Origin of the sequence: Sphingomonas sp. J344 (assembly GCF_024700005.1) — a bacterium.
Taxonomy (GTDB): Bacteria; Pseudomonadota; Alphaproteobacteria; order Sphingomonadales; family Sphingomonadaceae; genus Sphingomonas.
The window spans coordinates 1,392,551-1,410,107 of record NZ_JAJONB010000001.1; the positions used below are offsets into that span (position 1 = coordinate 1,392,551).

The 17,557-nt window shown below is 67.3% G+C and carries 14 protein-coding genes and 3 pseudogenes; 5 read left to right on the forward strand and 12 right to left on the reverse strand.

What is annotated here, in order from left to right:
• Positions 1–7: 7 nt before the first annotated feature.
• Positions 8–2,526, reverse strand: a pseudogene (gene hrpB / locus LRS12_RS07080) (ATP-dependent helicase HrpB).
• A gap of 94 nt (positions 2,527–2,620) precedes the next feature.
• Between hrpB and LRS12_RS07085 the strand changes: the two are divergent.
• Positions 2,621–2,833, forward strand: coding sequence for a hypothetical protein (locus tag LRS12_RS07085; protein WP_257843944.1), 213 nt, complete (start codon positions 2,621–2,623; stop codon positions 2,831–2,833).
• Between the two features lie 142 nt (positions 2,834–2,975).
• On the opposite strand, the gene LRS12_RS07090 is transcribed toward LRS12_RS07085, so the two are convergent.
• On the reverse strand, positions 2,976–3,989 hold the full coding sequence (locus tag LRS12_RS07090) for a polyprenyl synthetase family protein (RefSeq protein WP_257843945.1): 1,014 nt from the start codon (positions 3,987–3,989) through the stop codon (positions 2,976–2,978).
• 105 nt (positions 3,990–4,094) lie between these two features.
• On the opposite strand from LRS12_RS07090, the gene LRS12_RS07095 reads away from it, so the two are divergent.
• The 4 genes from LRS12_RS07095 (at position 4,095) to LRS12_RS07110 (ending at position 8,178) form a co-directional block, all read left to right on the forward strand.
• Complete coding sequence (locus tag LRS12_RS07095) at positions 4,095–4,388, forward strand: chorismate mutase (RefSeq protein ID WP_257845452.1); 294 nt, start codon at positions 4,095–4,097, stop codon at positions 4,386–4,388.
• Positions 4,389–4,435: 47 nt separating this feature from the next.
• On the forward strand, positions 4,436–5,551 hold the full coding sequence (locus tag LRS12_RS07100) for a glycosidase (RefSeq protein ID WP_257843946.1): 1,116 nt from the start codon (positions 4,436–4,438) through the stop codon (positions 5,549–5,551).
• 96 nt (positions 5,552–5,647) lie between these two features.
• Positions 5,648–7,960 carry a TonB-dependent receptor gene (locus LRS12_RS07105; protein ID WP_257843947.1) on the forward strand — a complete coding sequence of 771 codons (2,313 nt, stop codon included), beginning with the start codon at positions 5,648–5,650 and terminating at the stop codon, positions 7,958–7,960.
• The gene (locus tag LRS12_RS07110; protein WP_257843948.1) at positions 7,957–8,178 is read left to right on the forward strand and encodes a hypothetical protein; all 222 of its coding nucleotides are present in this window, start codon (positions 7,957–7,959) and stop codon (positions 8,176–8,178) included. The genes LRS12_RS07105 and LRS12_RS07110 overlap by 4 nt, the downstream gene beginning before the upstream one ends.
• A gap of 118 nt (positions 8,179–8,296) precedes the next feature.
• Here LRS12_RS07110 and LRS12_RS07115 read toward each other — a convergent pair.
• From LRS12_RS07115 to LRS12_RS07160, 10 genes and pseudogenes are all read right to left on the reverse strand, one after another.
• A pseudogene (locus tag LRS12_RS07115) lies at positions 8,297–9,200 on the reverse strand (flagellar motor protein MotB).
• Between the two features lie 125 nt (positions 9,201–9,325).
• On the reverse strand, positions 9,326–10,189 hold the full coding sequence (gene motA, locus LRS12_RS07120; RefSeq protein WP_257843949.1) for a flagellar motor stator protein MotA: 864 nt from the start codon (positions 10,187–10,189) through the stop codon (positions 9,326–9,328).
• 93 nt (positions 10,190–10,282) lie between these two features.
• Positions 10,283–11,191 carry a flagellin gene (locus tag LRS12_RS07125; protein ID WP_257843950.1) on the reverse strand — a complete coding sequence of 303 codons (909 nt, stop codon included), beginning with the start codon at positions 11,189–11,191 and terminating at the stop codon, positions 10,283–10,285.
• 4 nt (positions 11,192–11,195) lie between these two features.
• Positions 11,196–12,527, reverse strand: a complete 1,332-nt coding sequence (gene flgK, locus LRS12_RS07130; RefSeq protein ID WP_257843951.1) for a flagellar hook-associated protein FlgK — start codon at positions 12,525–12,527, stop codon at positions 11,196–11,198.
• The gene (locus tag LRS12_RS07135; RefSeq protein WP_257843952.1) at positions 12,524–12,742 is read right to left on the reverse strand and encodes a rod-binding protein; all 219 of its coding nucleotides are present in this window, start codon (positions 12,740–12,742) and stop codon (positions 12,524–12,526) included. The genes flgK and LRS12_RS07135 overlap by 4 nt, the downstream gene beginning before the upstream one ends.
• A 129-nt stretch (positions 12,743–12,871) precedes the next feature.
• Complete coding sequence (locus LRS12_RS07140; RefSeq protein ID WP_257843953.1) at positions 12,872–13,966, reverse strand: flagellar basal body P-ring protein FlgI; 1,095 nt, start codon at positions 13,964–13,966, stop codon at positions 12,872–12,874.
• Between the two features lie 11 nt (positions 13,967–13,977).
• The gene (locus tag LRS12_RS07145) at positions 13,978–14,673 is read right to left on the reverse strand and encodes a flagellar basal body L-ring protein FlgH (RefSeq protein ID WP_374580503.1); all 696 of its coding nucleotides are present in this window, start codon (positions 14,671–14,673) and stop codon (positions 13,978–13,980) included.
• Positions 14,666–15,454 (reverse strand): flagellar basal-body rod protein FlgG, encoded by a 789-nt coding sequence (flgG, locus tag LRS12_RS07150; protein WP_257843954.1) that lies wholly within the window; start codon positions 15,452–15,454, stop codon positions 14,666–14,668. The genes LRS12_RS07145 and flgG overlap by 8 nt, the downstream gene beginning before the upstream one ends.
• Positions 15,455–15,478: 24 nt before the next feature.
• A pseudogene (gene flgF, locus LRS12_RS07155) lies at positions 15,479–16,221 on the reverse strand (flagellar basal-body rod protein FlgF).
• 26 nt (positions 16,222–16,247) lie between these two features.
• Positions 16,248–17,537, reverse strand: coding sequence for a flagellar hook protein FlgE (locus LRS12_RS07160; RefSeq protein WP_257843955.1), 1,290 nt, complete (start codon positions 17,535–17,537; stop codon positions 16,248–16,250).
• Positions 17,538–17,557 lie beyond the last annotated feature (20 nt).

The window sequence follows — 17,557 nt, forward strand, 5'->3', positions numbered from 1 at the left end:
GCGCTCTTTATCGCGAACCGCTGCGCCGTGCATCTGCATTTTTGGTGCGCAGCGTCGCATTGGCGGCGGCGGGATCGTCGGGCCAGGGGTGGCGGGGGTAGCGGCCTCGCATCTCCTTGGCGACGTCGGCCCAGCTGCCCTTCCAGAAACCGGGCAGGTCGCGGGTCGTCTGGATCGGGCGACCGGCGGGGGAGGTGAGCGACAGGACCAGCGGCGTGCCGTCGCCGAGCATCGGGTGCGTCGCAAGGCCGAACAGCGCCTGCACCCGCACCTCGACCGTCGGGCCGCCCTCCGCCGCATAATCGATCGCATGGCTCGACCCGGCGGGGGGTTTCGAGCCGCGCGGGGGCGAGGCGGTCGAGCGTCTTTTGCCCGTCCCAGCCGATGCGGTTCTGTAACGCTTGGGTCAGCCCCTCTGCCGACACGGCGTCGAGGCGGCGTTTGCCCGTCAGCAGCCGGGGGAGCCAGTCATCGAGATCGGCGATCAGCGCGGCGTCCGAGAGCGGCTCCAACCCGGCATAGGCGGCGCGGGTGCGCAGCGCCCGCGCGGTGTCGGACCAGGGGAGCAGCGCCAGGCCATGCGCGCGCACTCCTTCAAGCAGGGCGGCGGCGACCTCGTCCGGGTCGGCGCTAGTGTCGAGGCCACTGGACAGGCGGATCGCGCCCAGCCGCCGTTCGCGCATGGCCTCGACCCGCCCGGTGGCGGGGTCGAAGCGGACATGGCGGCGCGTTTCGATGCGATCGGCGAACAGGGTCTCGATCTGCGCGGGGTCGAGCGGGGCGGCGGACAGGATGCGCGCGCCCGCTGCCATCCCCTGGGTTTCGGCGACCGCAAGCCATTCGTGGCGGGCGAGCGACGATGCGGGGTCGAGCTTGAACCCGCGTCCGCCGGCCGAGGCCCAGGTCTCGCCCGATGCGTCGCGCCGCCGCGCGATCCGGTCGGGGAAGGCGAGGGCGATGCACAGGGCGACGTCATCAAAGCCCTCTCCCCTCCGGGGAGAGGGTTGGGAGAGGGGCAGTAGTGGAGAGGGCATGGCACCGCCCCTATCCCCGGCCCTCTCCCCCGGAGGGGAGAGGGAGGAGTTTCGCCCAGCGCTCGGCCAGCTTCCACGCCGCCTCGGCGCGCTGGCCGCGTTCGCTCCGCCAGCGCCGCATCCGGGTTTCGAGGTCGGCGTCGGGGCCGCCCAGCCCGCGCTCGCCGAGCAGCACCGCGACCTGCGCGGCGATGGTCGCCAACCCCAATTCCCCTGCCCGCACCAGCATATGGCCGAGCCGGGGCGGGAGCGGGAGCGCGGCGATCGCCTTGCCATGCGCGGTGGGGCGGCCAGCGGCGTCGAGCGCGTCGAGCGTGGTCAGCCGCGCGCGTGCCTCGGCCACGGCGGCGGCCGGCGGCGGGTCGAGCCAGTTGAGGTCACGCGGATCGGCGACACCCCAAAGCGCGCAATCGAGCGTCAGCGCCGACAGATCGGCCTCCAGGATCTCGGGCGGGTCGTATGGCGGCATCCCCGCTGTCGCGGCGGCTTCCCAGAGCCGATAGGCAACCCCCGGCCCCTGTCGCGCCGCACGACCGGCGCGCTGGGTCGCCGATGCCTGGCTCGCGCGTTCGGTCACCAGCCGCGTCATCCCCGCCGCGCGGTCATAGCGCGGGCGACGCGCCAGTCCCGAATCGACGACGACGCGGATGCCGTCGAGGGTCAGCGAGGTTTCGGCGACCGACGTCGCCAGCACGATCTTGCGCCGCCCCTGCGGATCGGGGGCAATCGCGGCGCGCTGGGCACCGGGGTCGAGGCTGCCATGGAGCTTGTAGACCACCGCACCGGGGACATCGCCCAACCGCTCGGCGGTGCGCTCGATCTCGGCAACGCCGGGCAGGAAGGCGAGGATGCCGCCCTCAGCCTCGCGCAAAGCCTGGCGGATCGCGGCGGCAACCGGCTCGTCGATCCGCGCCTCGGCCGGGCGGCCAAGATGGCGCAGCTCCAGCGGATAGCTGCGACCCTCGCTCTCGATCACCGGCGCGCCGTCCATCAGCGCGGAGAAGCGTCCGCCGTCGAGCGTCGCCGACATCGCCACGATGCGCAGGTCGGGCCGCAACGCACCCTGAGCATCCAGCGCCAGCGCCAGCCCGAAATCGCTGTCGAGGCTGCGTTCATGGACCTCGTCGAACAATACCGCGCTGATTCCGGCCAGCTCGGGGTCGACCTGGATGCGGTTGACGAAAATCCCTTCGGTCACGACCGTGACCCGCGTCGCAGCCGACCGCCGCGTGTCCATCCGCGTCGCGTATCCGAAGGTCGCGCCCACCTTCTCCCCGGCCAGCGCCGCCATGCGTTCCGCCGCAGCGCGCGCGGCGAGGCGGCGGGGGGAGAGGAGCAGGATCTCACCGTCGCACCATGGCTCGGCCAACAGCGCGGGTGCCACCGCCGTCGTCTTGCCCGCCCCCGGCGGCGCGACCAGCACCGCGTTGCTCGCACCGCGCAGGCGGGCAAGCAGATCGGGCAGGACGGCATGGATCGGAAGGTCGCTCACCCGCTCGCCCTACGCAATTCGGCGCGATGCTTGAAGCCGCGATGGCACCGGATCGCGCGGCATGCGTTGCGCCCAATCGGAAAGGAGACGGCGTATGGCACGGACGGTTTCAAGCTTCACGGTCGCGGCGGACGGCAGCGGCGACTATCTGCTCAATTTCGAGGATGAGGATGGCGAGACGATCGAGCTGACCGCCAGCTACGAACAGCTCGACCTGATCGCCGACGCGATCGGCGAAGCGCTCGACGTGGACGAGGAAGACGTGCTCGGCGTCGATGAGGACGCGGACGAGCCGGTCGAGGAATAGGTCGCGCACTTCGCGATGCCCCGGTCGTCACCCCCGCGAAAGCGGGGCCCCATCTCTACGCTATCGGCGCACCGAGCCGGCAAGTGGTTGGACAGTCCGGGAAATGGGTCCCCGCTTTCGCGGGGATGACGGATGCTGTCCTTCAATACGCCCGCGCCACCGCGAATTCGACCGCTTCGATCATTGCATCCTTTGCCGCGCTCGCCGGGAATCCGCCGATGGCATCGATCGCGCGCTGGCCATAGTGACGCGCGCGGGCAAGCGTGTCGTCGACCGCGCGGCTCGATCGGACCAGTTCGACCGCATGCGCGAAATCCGCGTCGTCGTTGCGGCGGCCCAACACCGCCTCACGCCAAAAGGCGCGCTCTTCGTCATTGCCGCGCGCATAGGCGAGGATGACGGGCAGGGTCATCTTGCCCTCGCGGAAATCGTCGCCGGCATCCTTGCCCATCGTTCCGGCGTCGGAAACATAGTCGATCGCGTCGTCGACCAGCTGGAACGCGATGCCGAGGTTGCGGCCATAGGCGTCGAGCGCGGCTTCGTCCGCCTCGCTGCGTTCCGCCACGACCGCGGCGATGCGGCAGGCGGCGGCGAACAAGGCGGCGGTCTTTGCGCCGATAATGTCGAGATAGCGGCCTTCGTCGAGGTCGATGCGGCGCGCGGCGGTCAACTGGTTGACCTCGCCCTCCGCGATCACCGCGCTGGCGTTGGACAGGATCTTGAGCACCTTGAGGCTGCCATCCTCGACCATCAGCTCGAAGCTGCGGCTGAACAGGAAATCGCCGACCAGCACGCTCGCCGGATTGCCCCAGATCAGATTGGCGGTGCGCTTGCCCCGGCGCATGTCGCTGCCGTCGACGACATCGTCGTGGAGCAGCGTCGCGGTGTGGATGAACTCGACCGCGGCGGCGAGCCGGTGGTGGCGGTTGCCCGGATAATCCAGCAGCCGTGCGCTGGCCAGCGTCAGCATCGGACGCATCCTTTTGCCGCCGCCCGCGATCAGGTGACCCGCAAGTTCGGGGATCAGCGGGATCTGCGACTGCATCCGGTCAAGGATCACGGCGTTGACATGGTTCATGTCGCCAGTGACCAGCGCGATCATCGGTTCGAGTGAGGGTTCGGCGCCACGGCCGATGCGATGAATGGTCGCGCTCATGCCGCACGCGATGGCGGCAAGTTGACGCAAAGGCAAGCGTTGAGGGTTGCGCAGGCACCAAAGCGCGGCGAGAAGGCGCGCGGCGGCAAATGCGAAGGGCATGAGATGAGCGAAGAGACTTTACAGCGCTATCGCCAGAGCATCGATCGGATCGACGCGGCGCTGGTGTTTCTCCTCGCCGAGCGTTTCCAGATCACCCAGGCAGTCGGGCGGTTCAAGGCGGAAACGAACCTGCCCCCCGCCGATCCCGCGCGCGAGGAGCGCCAGATCGCCCGCTTGCGCGACCTAGCAGCGGAGGCCGATCTCGACCCCGAATTCTCCGAGAAATTCCTGCGTTTCATCATCGACGAGGTGATCCGCCACCACGCCGGAATGCAGGATTCGTCGGGAACCGAGTAAGTGGTGGTGCGGTTGGCGCAGATAGTGGCAGCAGGGGCGCAGATGCCGTGATCGACGACACGCTGATCTTCACGCCCGACGATGTCGATCTGACACGCTCGCCGCTGCGCCGATCGCTTGGGGCCGACACCTATGTGCTCGGCGCGTTCAACCCCGGCCTGACCCGGCTGCCCGGCGGCAATCTGCTGCTGATGGTCCGCGTGGCCGAGGCGCTGACCGAGCCGGTAGTCGGAGACCATGCCCGCGCGATCCGCTGGACCCCCGATGGCTATGTGCTCGACCGCTATCCGCTGTGCGATATCGAAATGGACGATCCGCGCACCTTTCGGCTGCGTGGAGACGGGCCGCGCCTGTCGGGACTGACCTCGCTCTCCTGGCTGTTGCCAGTCGAGATTTCGGGCGACGGGCGCAGCGTGGTGAAGGTCCATTACGACAAGGCGATCGAGCCCTCGGCCTCGTATATGGGGCTGGGGATCGAGGACGCGCGGATCAGCCTGATCGGCGGCGCATGGTACATGACCGTGTGCGCGGTGTCGGACGAGCGGCAGTGCACCGCGCTCTACCGATCGGTGAACGGGCTCGATTATCGCTGCGAAGGGATCGTGCTCGACCACCAGAACAAGGACATGTGCCTGTTCGAGGGGAAGGTTGCGGGCAAGTTCATGGCGCTGACCCGCCCACTGGGCGAGGCGTGGTTCGCGCCGCCGCCCGACAGCCCGTTCGCCGGCGGCCCGGCGATCCAGCTCGCCCACTCCCCCGACGGGCTGCACTGGAAGCCGCTCGACGCGCCTGGGCTGCGCGCACGGCGCGGGACCGCGACCAATTTGCGGATGGGCGGGGGCACGCCGCCGGTGCTGACCCCGCAGGGCTGGCTGACCCTGTATCATGGGGTGGAGCGGAGCGACACGATCGGCGTCTATCGCACCTATTGGGCGTTGCTCGACCGCGACGATCCGTCGCTGGTCGTGCGGCAGCAGGATGATGCTCCGCTGCTGGAGGAGCGGCCCGCGCTGACTCAGGGGATCGCCGATCGTCGCTATTTGCCCGCCCCGGTCGTGTTCACCACCGGCATTGTCGATGCCGGCGACGGCTGGATCGTTGCGAGCGGCGAGGCGGACCTTGCCTGCCGCATTTCGCATATCCCCAAAACGCTGTTCGCCTGACCGCGTCTTCGCAGCGGCACAATTTTGCGACAAAGCGCGGCTAATGCGCCGATGCCGAGTTTTTCGGCGCGTGTTCATGCGTTCTGGAGTGATGTGATGCGGCAAGCGGCCTGGATGATGGCGGTATTGATGACGACGGCTTCGCCCGCGGCGATGGCGAGTGCCCAGTCCGGGTCTGTCGCACCGTCTGCGGCACCGCAGCAACGCGGGCAGGATCCAGACCCGGGCGCGCCCGGCGGCGGCGACATGGCGGAGGATGTCGAGGAAGTCGTCGTCACCGGTTCCGCCCCGCGCGGATCGGTACCCGGTGACGTCAAGCCCGAACTGGTGCTCAACCCTGCCGACATCCGCGCTTACGGCGTCGGATCGCTCGCCGAACTGCTGACCGAACTGGAACCCCAGACGCGCAGCGGTCGCGGGCGCGGCGGCGGTGCACCGGTGTTGCTGCTCAGCGGCCGGCGCATTTCGGGATTCGGCGAAATCCGCGATATTCCGCCCGAGGCGATCGAGCGGATCGACATCCTGCCCGAGGAGGCTGCACTCAAGCTCGGCTATCGCGCCGATCAGCGGGTCGTGAACATCGTGCTCCGCCGCCGTTTCCGTTCGTTCACGGTCGAGCTGGACGGAAGCGCCGCGACCGATGGTGGCACGGCGGGACAGGATGTGGAGCTGAGCATGCTCCGCCTCAATCCCAATGGCCGGATCAACCTCGACCTTGAATATGAGCGCGATTCGATGCTGCTGGAGAGTGAGCGCGACATCGTTCAGGATCCCGCGTCGCCGCGTTCGGATATCGACTTCCGCTCGCTGCGCCCCGCAACGCAGAGCCTGACGATGAACGGCGTGTTGAGCCGCAATATCGGCAAGACCGTCGCGACCGCCAATCTCCGGATGGAGCAGAATTGGAGCGACTCGCTGCTCGGCCTGCCGACTGGTGGCACCGATCCGCTCGAGCGCAGCAGCAGCACCAACACGCTGCAGGGCGGCGTTTCGTTCAACGGTGACATCTCGACCAAATGGCGTTGGTCGCTGACCGGAAACTGGGACCGCGCCGAAACCCGCACGCTCACCGATCGCAACACCGGCCTGACCGACTGGGCGCAATCAGTGTCGAACGTCGGGTCGGTCGATGGCCTCGTCAACGGTCCGCTCGCCGACCTGCCCGCCGGCGCAATCAATAGCAGCCTGCGTTTGGCGGCGCGGACCAGCGATTTCGACGCGCAGTCACGCCGCGCAGGGGTTTATACCGTCACCGATATCGGTCGGACGAGTGGCAGCGCGCGCGCCAATATCGACCTGCCGATCGCCAGTCGGAGCAAGGCGGTGCTCGGGCCGCTCGGCAATCTGTCGCTCAATGCCAATGCCGAGGTTGAGCAGCTGTCGGACTTCGGGACGCTGCTGACCTATGGATATGGCGTCAACTGGTCACCGATTGACGGGCTGCGCATGCTCGCGTCGTTCACCGAGGAGGAGGGCGCGCCCAGCGCTCAGCAGCTGGGCAATCCGGTGGTCGCGACGCCCAATGTCCGCGTGTTCGACTTCGTGCGGGGCGAGACCGTCGACATCATCCGCACCGATGGCGGCAACCCGGGCCTGTCCGCCGACAATCGCAGCGTGATGAAACTGGGCCTCAACTATCAGCCGATCCAGAAGCTCGATCTGAGCTTCAACCTGGACTACACCAAAATCACGATCCGCAATCCGATCTCGTCCTTTCCTACCGCGACGGCGGAGATCGAAGCCGCGTTCCCGGACCGGTTCGAACGCGACGGTGCCGGCCAGCTGATCCGCATCGACAATCGCCCGGTCAACTTTGCGCGCAGCGAACGAGAACAGCTGCGTTGGGGAATCAACTTCTCCGCGCCGATCAGCTCGCCGCTGGCGCGCAAGGCGGCGGAGGAGTTCCGTGCGCGGCGTGAGGCGATGATTGCCGCACGCCAACGCCAGCAGCAACAGGGCCAGCCGCAGCCGGGCCAAGCGGGCGAAAATGCGCCGCCGCCACCCGAAGGCGCAGGTCCGCGACGCGGCGAGGGAGCTCCGGGCGCAGGACCGGGCGGTGGTCCGCGCTTTGGCGGCGGTGGCGGGCGTGGCCCGGGTGGCGGCGGCTTCGGTGGCTTTGGCGGTCCCGGTGGTGGGGGCGGCGGCGGGCGGTTGCAATTCGGCGTATTTCACACCGTCGCGCTCACCGACCGGATCACGATTCGGGATGGCCTGCCCGAACTCGACCTGCTCGGCGGATCGGCGACCGGGAGTCGCGGCGGATCGCCGCGCCATCAGGTCGAGGTGCGCGCGGGTGTGGTGCGCGACGGTATCGGCCTGCGCCTCAACGCCGACTGGCAGAGCGCGACGCGCGTCGCCGGGGGGCGACTGGCACCGGTCAGCTTCGCTTCGACGATTTCGCGACTGTGAATTTGCGCCTGTTCGCGAACCTGGGCCCGCAGTTCAAATTCGTCCGTGACAATCGCTGGCTAGCGGGGACGCGCATCGTACTGTCGGTCGACAATGTCTTCGACAACCGCCTGAAGGTGACCGACGCGACCGGTGGGACGCCGTACAGCTATCAGCCGACCTTGCTCGATCCGGTCGGGCGGACCGTCCGGATCAGCGTGCGAAAGCTGTTCTTCTGAGGGATACCTGGCGTCGCTTATGCGACGCGTGCGGCGGCGCAGCCCAGGCTCCGACGATGCGAAGCATCGGCGGAAGGCTGCGAAGGACGGTGCCGCACCCTCTGCGAAGCTGAAGCAATCAACGCCCCAGCTTGCTTTTGCGATAGAGCAGGGTGATCGCGACGCGGCGATTGCGCGGGTCGGCGGGGTTGTCGGCAATCATCGGCTCGCGGTCGGCGACCCCCTCGATCCGCTCGAAGCGCGTTTCGGGGACCCCTGCCGCCACCAGCCGACGACGCGTCTCTTCGGATCGCGCGCTCGACAGCATCCAGTTGTTCATGTTGGTCGGGTCGCCATAGCGCAGGCTGTCGGTATGGCCGCGGATCATCAGCGGGTTCTCCAGAATCCGCGATTGATTGCGCGACCAGCTTTACCAGCGCGGCCGCATCAGGGACGAAGCTGGTCGTGCCCAGCGCGAACATCGAATAGTCGGCATCGTCCATCAGGTCGATCCGCATCCCCTCGCGCGTCGGCACGAACCGCACCTGCTTGCCGAGTCGGGTCAGGCCATTGGCCTTCATCTTCCGCTCGATTTCGCTCTTCATCTTGGCAAAGCTCTTGCGGTCGGCGGCGTCCATCGCCTCCTTGTTCTTGAGGCTGCCCTGCTCGCCGGTACCGACCCGGTCGCCGCCGACCGCCCCGGCAGGAATGGTCATCGACCGCGTGCCCGTCTGCTTGGCGTTGGTGGGGTAGTTGTCCTTGCCCTGAATCGCGTCGCCGCCGAACAGGCCGTTGGAGCCGGCGCTGTTCTGCTTGAACTCGATCAGCGTCGGCGCGAAATAGTCGGCGAGTGCCTTGCGCTGCTTTTCATTGGTCGCGCCGAGCAGCCACATCAGCAGGAAGAACGCCATCATCGCTGTCACGAAATCGGCATAGGCGACCTTCCACGCGCCGCCATGATGACCGCCTTCGCCGCCGATGTAGATCTTTTTGACGACGATCTTGGGCGGCTGCTTCGCCGCGTGAGGTGCACGCGCGGTCATGGCTTGCGCGCCTCACGGCGCGAGGCGGCACCAGCCCGCTCCCCCAAGCGGCCACCCACGAGAGTAACCGGATCGGGTGGCCGGGTGGAGGAGCGGTCCGGTGCAGGAACGACAAACATCACGAATTACCGCCCGCGCAGACCATCGAACACTTCGGCGAAGCCGGGCTGATTGTGATGCGCGATCCCGGACCGTGCGGCCTCGATCACCAGTGGCTGCGGGTGGCCGTGGAGCGAGGCGATGATGATCTGCTTGACCGTGTGATAGATCGCGGCGTCCGCGTCGATGATCTGCTTCAGGCGTCCGGCGAGCGGCCCCACCAGACCGTAGGCGAGCAACACGCCAAGAAAGGTTCCGACCAGCGCAGACCCGATCATCGCGCCCAGGATGCTGGGCGGCTTGTCGATCGATCCCATCGTCTTGACCACGCCGAGCACCGCAGCGACGATGCCGAGCGCCGGCAGTGCGTCGGCAAGATTCTGGAGCGCGTGCTGCGGTTCGGCGACCTCGTGGTGGTGAGTCTTGATGGCGTTGTCCATCACTTCCTCCACCGCATGCACGTCGAGCGTACCCGAGGAGACGACCACCAGCCGCAGCGTGTCGGCGATCAGGTTGGTCAGCGAATGGTCGGCGAGCAGGCGCGGATATTCCGCGAAGATCGCCGAAGATTTGGGATCCTCGACATGCGGTTCCAGCGCGATCGGGCCGTCGATCCGCAACAGCTTCATCAGCTTGCTGACCAGAAAGATGACGTCGAGATAGTCCTGCTTCTTGTACTTCGGCCCCTTCATCACCTTCATGAAGCCGCCGCCCAGCGCCTTCAGCTCGCGTCCCGAATTGCCGATGATCAGCGCGCCGACCGCAGCGCCGCCGATGATCATCATCTCGTGCGGAACGGCTGCCATCACGGGGCCGAGCGCGCCGCCGGTCAGCGCAAAGCCGCCGAACACCATCGCGATCAGGACAACGAAGCCGATTGCTGGAAACATGAGCGCGATCTTCCCCCGAAGTCACCGGAGCCTCCCGAGCGGGCGGCCTATTCAAACTGTCTAAACGACCGATTCACTGTGAACTTGAGGGCGTCAGCGCAGATAATCGAACAGCGACAGGCTGGTCAGCTTGGTGAAGCTTGCCTGGGTCGCCTGAAGAATGGTCAGCGTCTTCTGCAGCTCGGCGATTGAGGTTGCGGTGTCGGCATCCTCGATGCCGGTCCGCGCAGCCTCGCGCGTGATCTCCGCCTCGCCCAGCCGTTCGGCCTCGAGGTCGAGGCGAAAGGCGCGCGCGCCCACCGAGGCGCGGGTCGCGCCGAGATGATCGAGAGCGGCGTCGAGGTCGCTCATCGCGACCCCGACGCCGTCCTCCGCTCCGTCCGGCCCGAGAGCCGCGGCGAAGGCGGAAAGGATCTGGAACATGTCGGTGGTCCCGCTGGACCCCGTGATGCCGCCGAACGCACGAGCCCCGCTAGTGGTTGCGGCGATCGATTCATTGTCGCCGATCGGAATCGCCGCGGGATCGCCACCTCCGGTCCAGGCAACGCTGCCATCCTCCTGCACGCTGTAAGCCGCGCTGCCCGAGGTGCCTCCGAACAGCGGATGGCCGCGTGTGTCCTTGCTGTTGGCGACGCCGATCAGGTCGGTGAGGATCGCCTCGATCTCGACCTTGATCGCCGCGCGTCCCTCGGCGTTCACCGTCTCGCTGCCCGCCTGTACCGCGAGCGTGCGGGCGCGCTGGAGCTGGGTCTCGACCTGATCGAGCGCGGTGTCGGTAGCGCCAAGCAGCGCCTGTGCCGCCTTGATATTGGCACCATAGGCACCGTCGTCCGCGCCGGCGCGCTTGAGGCCGGCCAGTTGTTGCCAGCCCGATGCGCCGTCGGACGGAGCGAGGATCTTCTTTCCCGTCGCCACCTGCGTCTGCAGCCGGTCGGCCTGGCTGCTCAGGCTCGCCATCAGCAGCGAGGGGCGGTCGAAGCTCTGGCTGGTCGTCACGCGCATGGCATCACCGGATGTCGAAGAGGGTCTGGAGTGTTTCGCGGGCGACCTGGATCACCCGGCTCGACGCCTGATAGGCTTGCTGGAAGCGGATCAGGTCGACCGCTTCCTCGTCCACATTGACGCCGGTCACGGAGTCGCGCGCCGCGACCGCGTTGCTGCGGATCGTCGACTGAACCTCGGCGATGGCGCGACGGCCCGCGAGGGCGCTGGCATTGCCGGTGGTCAGCGTCGTGACCTGGCTCTCAAACCCCTCGTCGCGGCGCAGCGTTGCGAGCGCGCCGAGGTTGCCATTGTCGCGCTCGCCCCCGCCCGGAGCCGCCGCAGCAATCCCGCGCGGATCGGTCAGGACGAGTCGAAAATCGCACGCGCCAGTCGCGGCGAACATCGGTTCGCCGGCATTGCCGCCCAAATTCTCGCCGCCCGCCTGCACCGCGTTCACGCCGTCGGCGAAATCGGTCGCGAGCGGGTCGAGCGCGCTTTTCGCATCGGCGAGCCGCGCCGCGCCCTCGGCAAGGCCCGCGAGCGCACCGCCGCCGGGGGTCAGCGCCTGCGAACCCTCGATGCCATAGACGGCGAAGGATACGGCGCCTTCGCTGCGCGCATAGGTTGCGATCGCCGCCTGGTCGCCTTGGACCAGCAACGGCCCACCGCTTCCGACGCGCACCGTGGCGCGACCTGCGGCGTCGAAGCTGGCCGAGACATCGGTGAGCGCCGCCATCGAATCGAGCAGCCGGTCGCGCTCGTCGAGCAACGCGGCCTGCGCGCTGCTGCCCTGTGCGGTGCGACCCAGCGACCCGTTGACCTTGGCGAGGCCGGCGGTGAGCGCGTTGAGATCGTTGACGGCGGCATCGGCGGTGCCGTCGAGATCGGCGGCCGCGCCGTCGATCGCAGACGCGGTCGCGGTGAAGCTGTGCGCGAGCGTCGCCGCCGCTTGCAGGAAGGTTGCGCGCGGCGCGCTGGCCGACGGATCGGCGGCGAGCGCGGTCGCGGCGTTGAAGAAGGCGGTCATCCGCTCGTCGAGCTTGTTGCCGGTCAGCGCGCTCTCGATCCGGTCGAGCCACACGATCCCCGCCTCGCTGCGTGCCAGATCGGACCCGGCGGCACGCACTTCGGCATTGCGCAGGTCGCTGCCCGCACGCGTGATGCCGGTGACGGTGACGCCCAGGCCGTTGAGCATGCGGTTCGACGGATCGCTCGGTGCGGCCACCTCGCGGGTCGACGCGATGCGGCGCGAATAGCCGGCGGTTCCGGCATTCGCGATATTCTCCGACGTCGTGGTCAGCGCGGTCTGGTATGCGCGCACCCCGCTTGCGCCGATCGAGAGCATGTCGGTCATGGCATATTACCCTTGTCGACGTCGGCGACCGGAGTCGCCTCCACGCTGCCTGCCTTGGCGAGGAATTCGGTCATCGCCTTGCCGATGCCCATCGGCGTGTGTGCCGCCATATTCTCGGCGAGCTTCTGGTCCTGCATGTCGCGGAACTGGTCGAGTGCCTGGCTTTCGAACAGGCTGTCGGCCAGCTTCGCCTTGCGCATCGACGACAGCATCATCTTGGTGAAGATCGCCTCGAACTTCTCGCCCGCCGCGTCCAGATTGTCGCGCGTGCCAAGGCGCGCGGTATCCGTGGATACGCTGCCGGTCAGCTTGAGCGCTGCGGGTGCGGGGGGCGCGAAGGTCGGTCACAGGACGATCAGCTCCGCCTTGAGCGCGCCGGCCTGCTTCAGGGCTTCGAGGATGGCGACCAGATCGGCCGGCGACGCGCCGATCGCGTTCACCGCCTTGACCACATCGGCAAGCTTGGGACCCGGATCCATCAGGAACATCGGCCGCTTCTCCTCCTCGACGCCGACGCCGCTCTGCTGCTCGACCCGGGTCTCGCCCTGGCTGAACGGCATTGGCTGGCTGACGCGCTGGGATTCATCAATACGAACGGTAAGTTTACCATGTGTTACCGCAGCGGGGCTGACCCGGACGGCCGAGTTGATGACCACGGTGCCGGTGCGTGCGTTAACGATTACCTTGGCTGCCGCTTCGGCGGATTCGACGTTGAGATTCTCGATCTCGCTCATGATCTGGGCACGGACATCGGCACCCTGCGGCGCGGTGACCGCGACCGATACGGCGTCGATCGCGCGCGCGGTGCCGAAGCCATAGCGGCCATTGATCGCATCGGCGACGCGCTGCGCGGTGGTGAAGTCGGCGCGGGCGAGATTGTAGGTCAGCGTCGGCGCGGTGGCGAAGCCGGTCTCGACTGCGCGTTCGACCGTCGCGCCCTCGGGGATGCGGCCCGACGAGGGGATGTTGACGACGATCTTCGATCCGTCGGCACCCTCTGCACCCAGCCCGCCCACGGCGAGATTGCCCTGTGCCATCGCGTAGATCTGCCCGTCCGCACCCATCATCGGTGTCAGCACCAAGGTGCCGCCGCGCAACGACTTGGCCTTGCCCATCGACGAGACGGTGATGTCGAGCCTTTGCCCCGGCTTGGCGAAGGCGGGCAGCTCGGCGGTGACCAGAACCACGGCGGCATTCTTGAGCGCCGGGTTGACCCCCGGCGGCAGCGCCAGGCCGAAGCGCGCGGTGACGCCCTTCATCGACTGGACGGTATATTCGAGGTTATCGTCGCCCGTGCCCGGCAGGCCGACGACGATGCCGTAGCCGGTCAGCTGGTTGGTACGGATGCCCTGAAAATTGCCGAGATCCTTGATCCGCTCCGCCGCGACGGGCTGGGCAAGGATCAGGGTGGCGAGCAGGGCGATGAGGAAGCGGATCATGGTCTAATTCCTCAGAACGGGCTGATCGACTGGAAGAAGCGGCTGAACCACCCCTGGCGGGCGGCGCGGGCGACATCGCCCTTGCCGGTATAGGCGATGCGGGCATCGGCGACCCGGGTCGACGCGATCCGGTTGTTCGCATCGATATCGGTCGGGCGGATGATCCCCTTGATCTGGATGAACTCGTCACCGCGGTTGAGCGTGACGCGCTTCTGTCCCTGAACCAGCATCGTGCCGTTGGGCAGCACGGCGGCGACCGTCACGCTGATTTCGCCTGACAGCGCGTTCGACTGATCGGCGGCGCCGGTGCCCTTGAACCCGCGCTTGCCGCTGATGCTGGCATCGCTTTCCTTGAACAGCGACAACGCACCGGTGCTCGGCGGAGTCAGCGAGAAGCCGCCGCCGCTGTCGAGGTTGGTGCCCGCCGATTTGGACGCGCTGGTCCGCTCGACCAGCACGATCGTGACGGGATCGCCGACCCGGCGCGCGCGCGTGCCTTCGTGGAGCGCGGCATAGCCTTCGCTCGCCTGAAAGATCGACCCATTGGCAGCAGGCGGCGGCGCGACCGGCGCGGGCAGCGTGACCGTGAAATCCTCCGCCGGCTGCTTCTTGCCGAACAGCTTCGCATCGACCGGCTGCGCGACGAACGCGCAGGCGGTGAGGGCGGCGAGGGCGGAGACGGTGCGCATCATATGGCCCTCAGACATTCTGGTTGATGTACTGGAGCATCTCGTCCGACGCCGAGATCATCTTGGAATTGACCTCATAGGCGCGCTGGGTCTCGATCATGTCGACCAGCTCTTCCACGACATTGACGTTCGACCCTTCGAGCATGCCCTGGCGGATGTTGCCGCGCCCGTCCTGCCCGGCGATCCCGAGATTGACCGCACCGCTCGCGGCGGTTTCGACGAGGTAGTTGTCGCCGATCGCCTGCAGTCCTGCGCTGTTCGGGAAGGCGGCGATCTGGATCTGGCCGACCTGGCTTGCCTCGGTCTGGCCCGCGATGGTCGCGCTGACCGTGCCGTCGCTGCCGACGGTGATCGACGTTGCGCCTTCGGGGATCGTGATGCCGGGCATCACCTGATAGCCCTCGCTGGTCACCAGCATGCCCTCGGGCGAGCGCGCGAAGTTGCCGGCGCGGGTATAGCCGAGCTGGCCGCCCGGCATCTGCACCTGGAAATAGCCATTGCCGTCGAGCGCCATGTCGAGCGCGTTGCCGGTGGTCTGCATCGCGCCCTGGGTGTCGATCCGCGCCGTGCCCTGAATGCGCACGCCGGTGCCGAGATTGGTGCCGGTGGCGTAGCGCGTCTCGGCGGTGCTCGCCGCGCCGGGCGCGGTGACGACCTGATAGGCCAAAGCCTCGAAGCTCGCCCGGTCGCGCTTGTACCCGGTGGTGTTCACGTTCGCGAGGTTGTTCGAGATCACCCGCATGCGCATGTCCTGGGCATCAAGCCCGGTGCGCGCGATGTGCATTGCTGCGGAACCCATGGGTCTAATCCTTCTCTGAAATTCTTAGCTGACGCGCATCAGCGATGCGGCGCTCTCGTCCATCGACTTGGCTTCGCGGAGCAGGTTCGCCTGCACCTCGTAGCTGCGCTGGTTCTCGATCATGTCGACCAGCGCCTGGGTGAGGTTGACGTTCGATCCTTCGAGCGCGCCGGACATCAATGTCGCGTCCATATCCTGTGGCAGCGCGCCGCCGCCGCGGACGTGGAGCAGATTGTCCAGTCCCTTGACGGTACGGCTGCCAGCATCGCTGACCAGCTTGATCTGGTCGATCACTTGCGGCGGCTGCGCGGGATCGGCCCCCGGCGGGACGATCGACAGCGATCCGTCGGCGGCGATCATGATCTTGTCGTGCGGCGGCACGGTGATGGGGCCCCCGACCCCATCACCGGGAAACCGTCGCCGGTTTCCAAGACGCCACTCGGTGCGACGCGCAAATCGCCGCGCCGGGTGTATGCTTCGCTTCCATCGGCGGCCTGGACCGCGAGCCAGCCCTCGTCGGTGATCGCGACGTCCAGCCCGCGCCCGGTCTGGGTGATCGCGCCGGCTCGGCGGTCCATGTCGACCACCGTCTCGACGCTGGGCTGGCGGCTGTCATGGCCGTCGCCCTGCACCAGCAGGCGTTCGAAATTGACCCGGTCGGCGCGGTATCCGATGGTCGAGGCGTTCGCGATATTGTTCGCGATCGTCGCCTGCGCCTGCATCTGGCCCTTGAGACCGGACAGGGCGGTATAGACGAGTCTATCCATCGCGAATGCCTCCTAAATCGCTGAAATCAGCTGCGGATGTTGAAGATGGTCTGCGAGATCTGGCTCGCGGTATCGAGCGCCTTGGCGTTCGCCTGGAAGTTGCGCTGCGCCGCGATCAGTCCCACCAGCTCCTCGGTGATGTCGACGTTGGACCGCTCGATCGCGCCGGACATCAGCCCGCCAAAGCCGTTGACCCCCGGCTCGCCCAACCGCGGTTCGCCCGACAGGCCGGTCGCGGCCCAGGTCGAATTGCCGAGCTGGCGCAGCCCCGACGGGTTGGAGAAGTTGGCGAGCGCCATCTTGCCCAGCGCCAGACTGTCGCCGTTGGAGAAGCTGGCCCGGACAATGCCGTCCTCGCCCACGGTCACGCCGTCGAGCTGGCCGACCGCCTTGCCATCCTGGCTGCGGCTGTTGATGCTGAACGGCGCGCCGAGCAGCGTGGTGCTCGTCCCAAAGTCGAGCGCGATGCTCTGCTCGGCCGTGCTCGATCCGACGGTGAAGGGCGCGAATTGGGTCGGCTCGGTCGGACTTGTCAGCGCGCCACTGGCGTCGAACGTCAACGTCACCGGCTGCGGATTGGCGGCATCGGTGCCAAGCTGCTTGTCGCCGACAAAGCTGTAAACCGACCAGGTCGATGGCGCGTCAGTCGTCTCGCGCACGAAATAGCTGGTCATCGTAAGCGGGTTGCCGCTGGCATCGTAGATCGTCGTCTGGGTCGAGTTGTTGTAGGTGCCCGGATCGAAACGATCGAACGCATAGGGTGTATCTTCGGTGAAGCGCGATGCTTCCGAGGGGACGGCCGAATAGGCGGACAGGTTGAGCGAGAGCGCGACATTTTCGGTCGCCTCCGGCACGCCGCTGGTCTGCGGCAGGCGCAGGTTTACGGTGGAGCCAAGGCCCGTCGCCACCACTGCGCCCGATCCATCAACCGGATAAACCTGCAGATAACCACCCTGCGAGTCGGTGACGTAGCGGTCGCTGTTGACCAGGAAGCTGCCGTTGCGGGTGAAATTGACCCCGGCGGCCTCCAGGCTCGGCTTGACCGCGAAAAAGCCGTCGCCGGCAATCGCGATGTCGAGGCTGGAGGAAGACTGTTGCATTCCGCCCTGGCCGAACTGCTGACGGATCGCCTTCACCACCGTGCCCGAACCGATCATCTGGTTGGGGTTGAGCGACACGCTCGACGCGATCACGTCGGCGAACTCGGTGCGGCTCTTCTTGAAGCCGTTCGTCGAGACGTTCGACAGATTGTGGCTGATGGTCGACATGTCGGTCTGCGCCGCCTGAAGACCGGAGAGCGAGGTGAAGAAAGACATCGAATTGCTCCTGTTTGAAC

Coding starts and splice junctions, on each gene's coding strand:
- flgK (WP_257843951.1), bottom strand. CDS start 12,527: ATGACCGACATGCTCTCGATCGGCGCAAGCGGGGTGCGCGCATACCAG.
- LRS12_RS07140 (WP_257843953.1), bottom strand. CDS start 13,966: ATGATCCGCTTCCTCATCGCCCTGCTCGCCACCCTGATCCTTGCCCAG.
- LRS12_RS07085 (WP_257843944.1), top strand. CDS start 2,621: ATGGCACGGACGGTTTCAAGCTTCACGGTCGCGGCGGACGGCAGCGGC.
- motA (WP_257843949.1), bottom strand. CDS start 10,189: ATGTTTCCAGCAATCGGCTTCGTTGTCCTGATCGCGATGGTGTTCGGC.
- LRS12_RS07095 (WP_257845452.1), top strand. CDS start 4,095: ATGAGCGAAGAGACTTTACAGCGCTATCGCCAGAGCATCGATCGGATC.
- LRS12_RS07160 (WP_257843955.1), bottom strand. CDS start 17,537: ATGTCTTTCTTCACCTCGCTCTCCGGTCTTCAGGCGGCGCAGACCGAC.
- flgG (WP_257843954.1), bottom strand. CDS start 15,454: ATGGGTTCCGCAGCAATGCACATCGCGCGCACCGGGCTTGATGCCCAG.
- LRS12_RS07090 (WP_257843945.1), bottom strand. CDS start 3,989: ATGAGCGCGACCATTCATCGCATCGGCCGTGGCGCCGAACCCTCACTC.
- LRS12_RS07125 (WP_257843950.1), bottom strand. CDS start 11,191: ATGCGCGTGACGACCAGCCAGAGCTTCGACCGCCCCTCGCTGCTGATG.
- LRS12_RS07135 (WP_257843952.1), bottom strand. CDS start 12,742: ATGATGCTGTCGTCGATGCGCAAGGCGAAGCTGGCCGACAGCCTGTTC.
- LRS12_RS07145 (WP_374580503.1), bottom strand. CDS start 14,673: ATGTCTGAGGGCCATATGATGCGCACCGTCTCCGCCCTCGCCGCCCTC.
- LRS12_RS07105 (WP_257843947.1), top strand. CDS start 5,648: ATGCGGCAAGCGGCCTGGATGATGGCGGTATTGATGACGACGGCTTCG.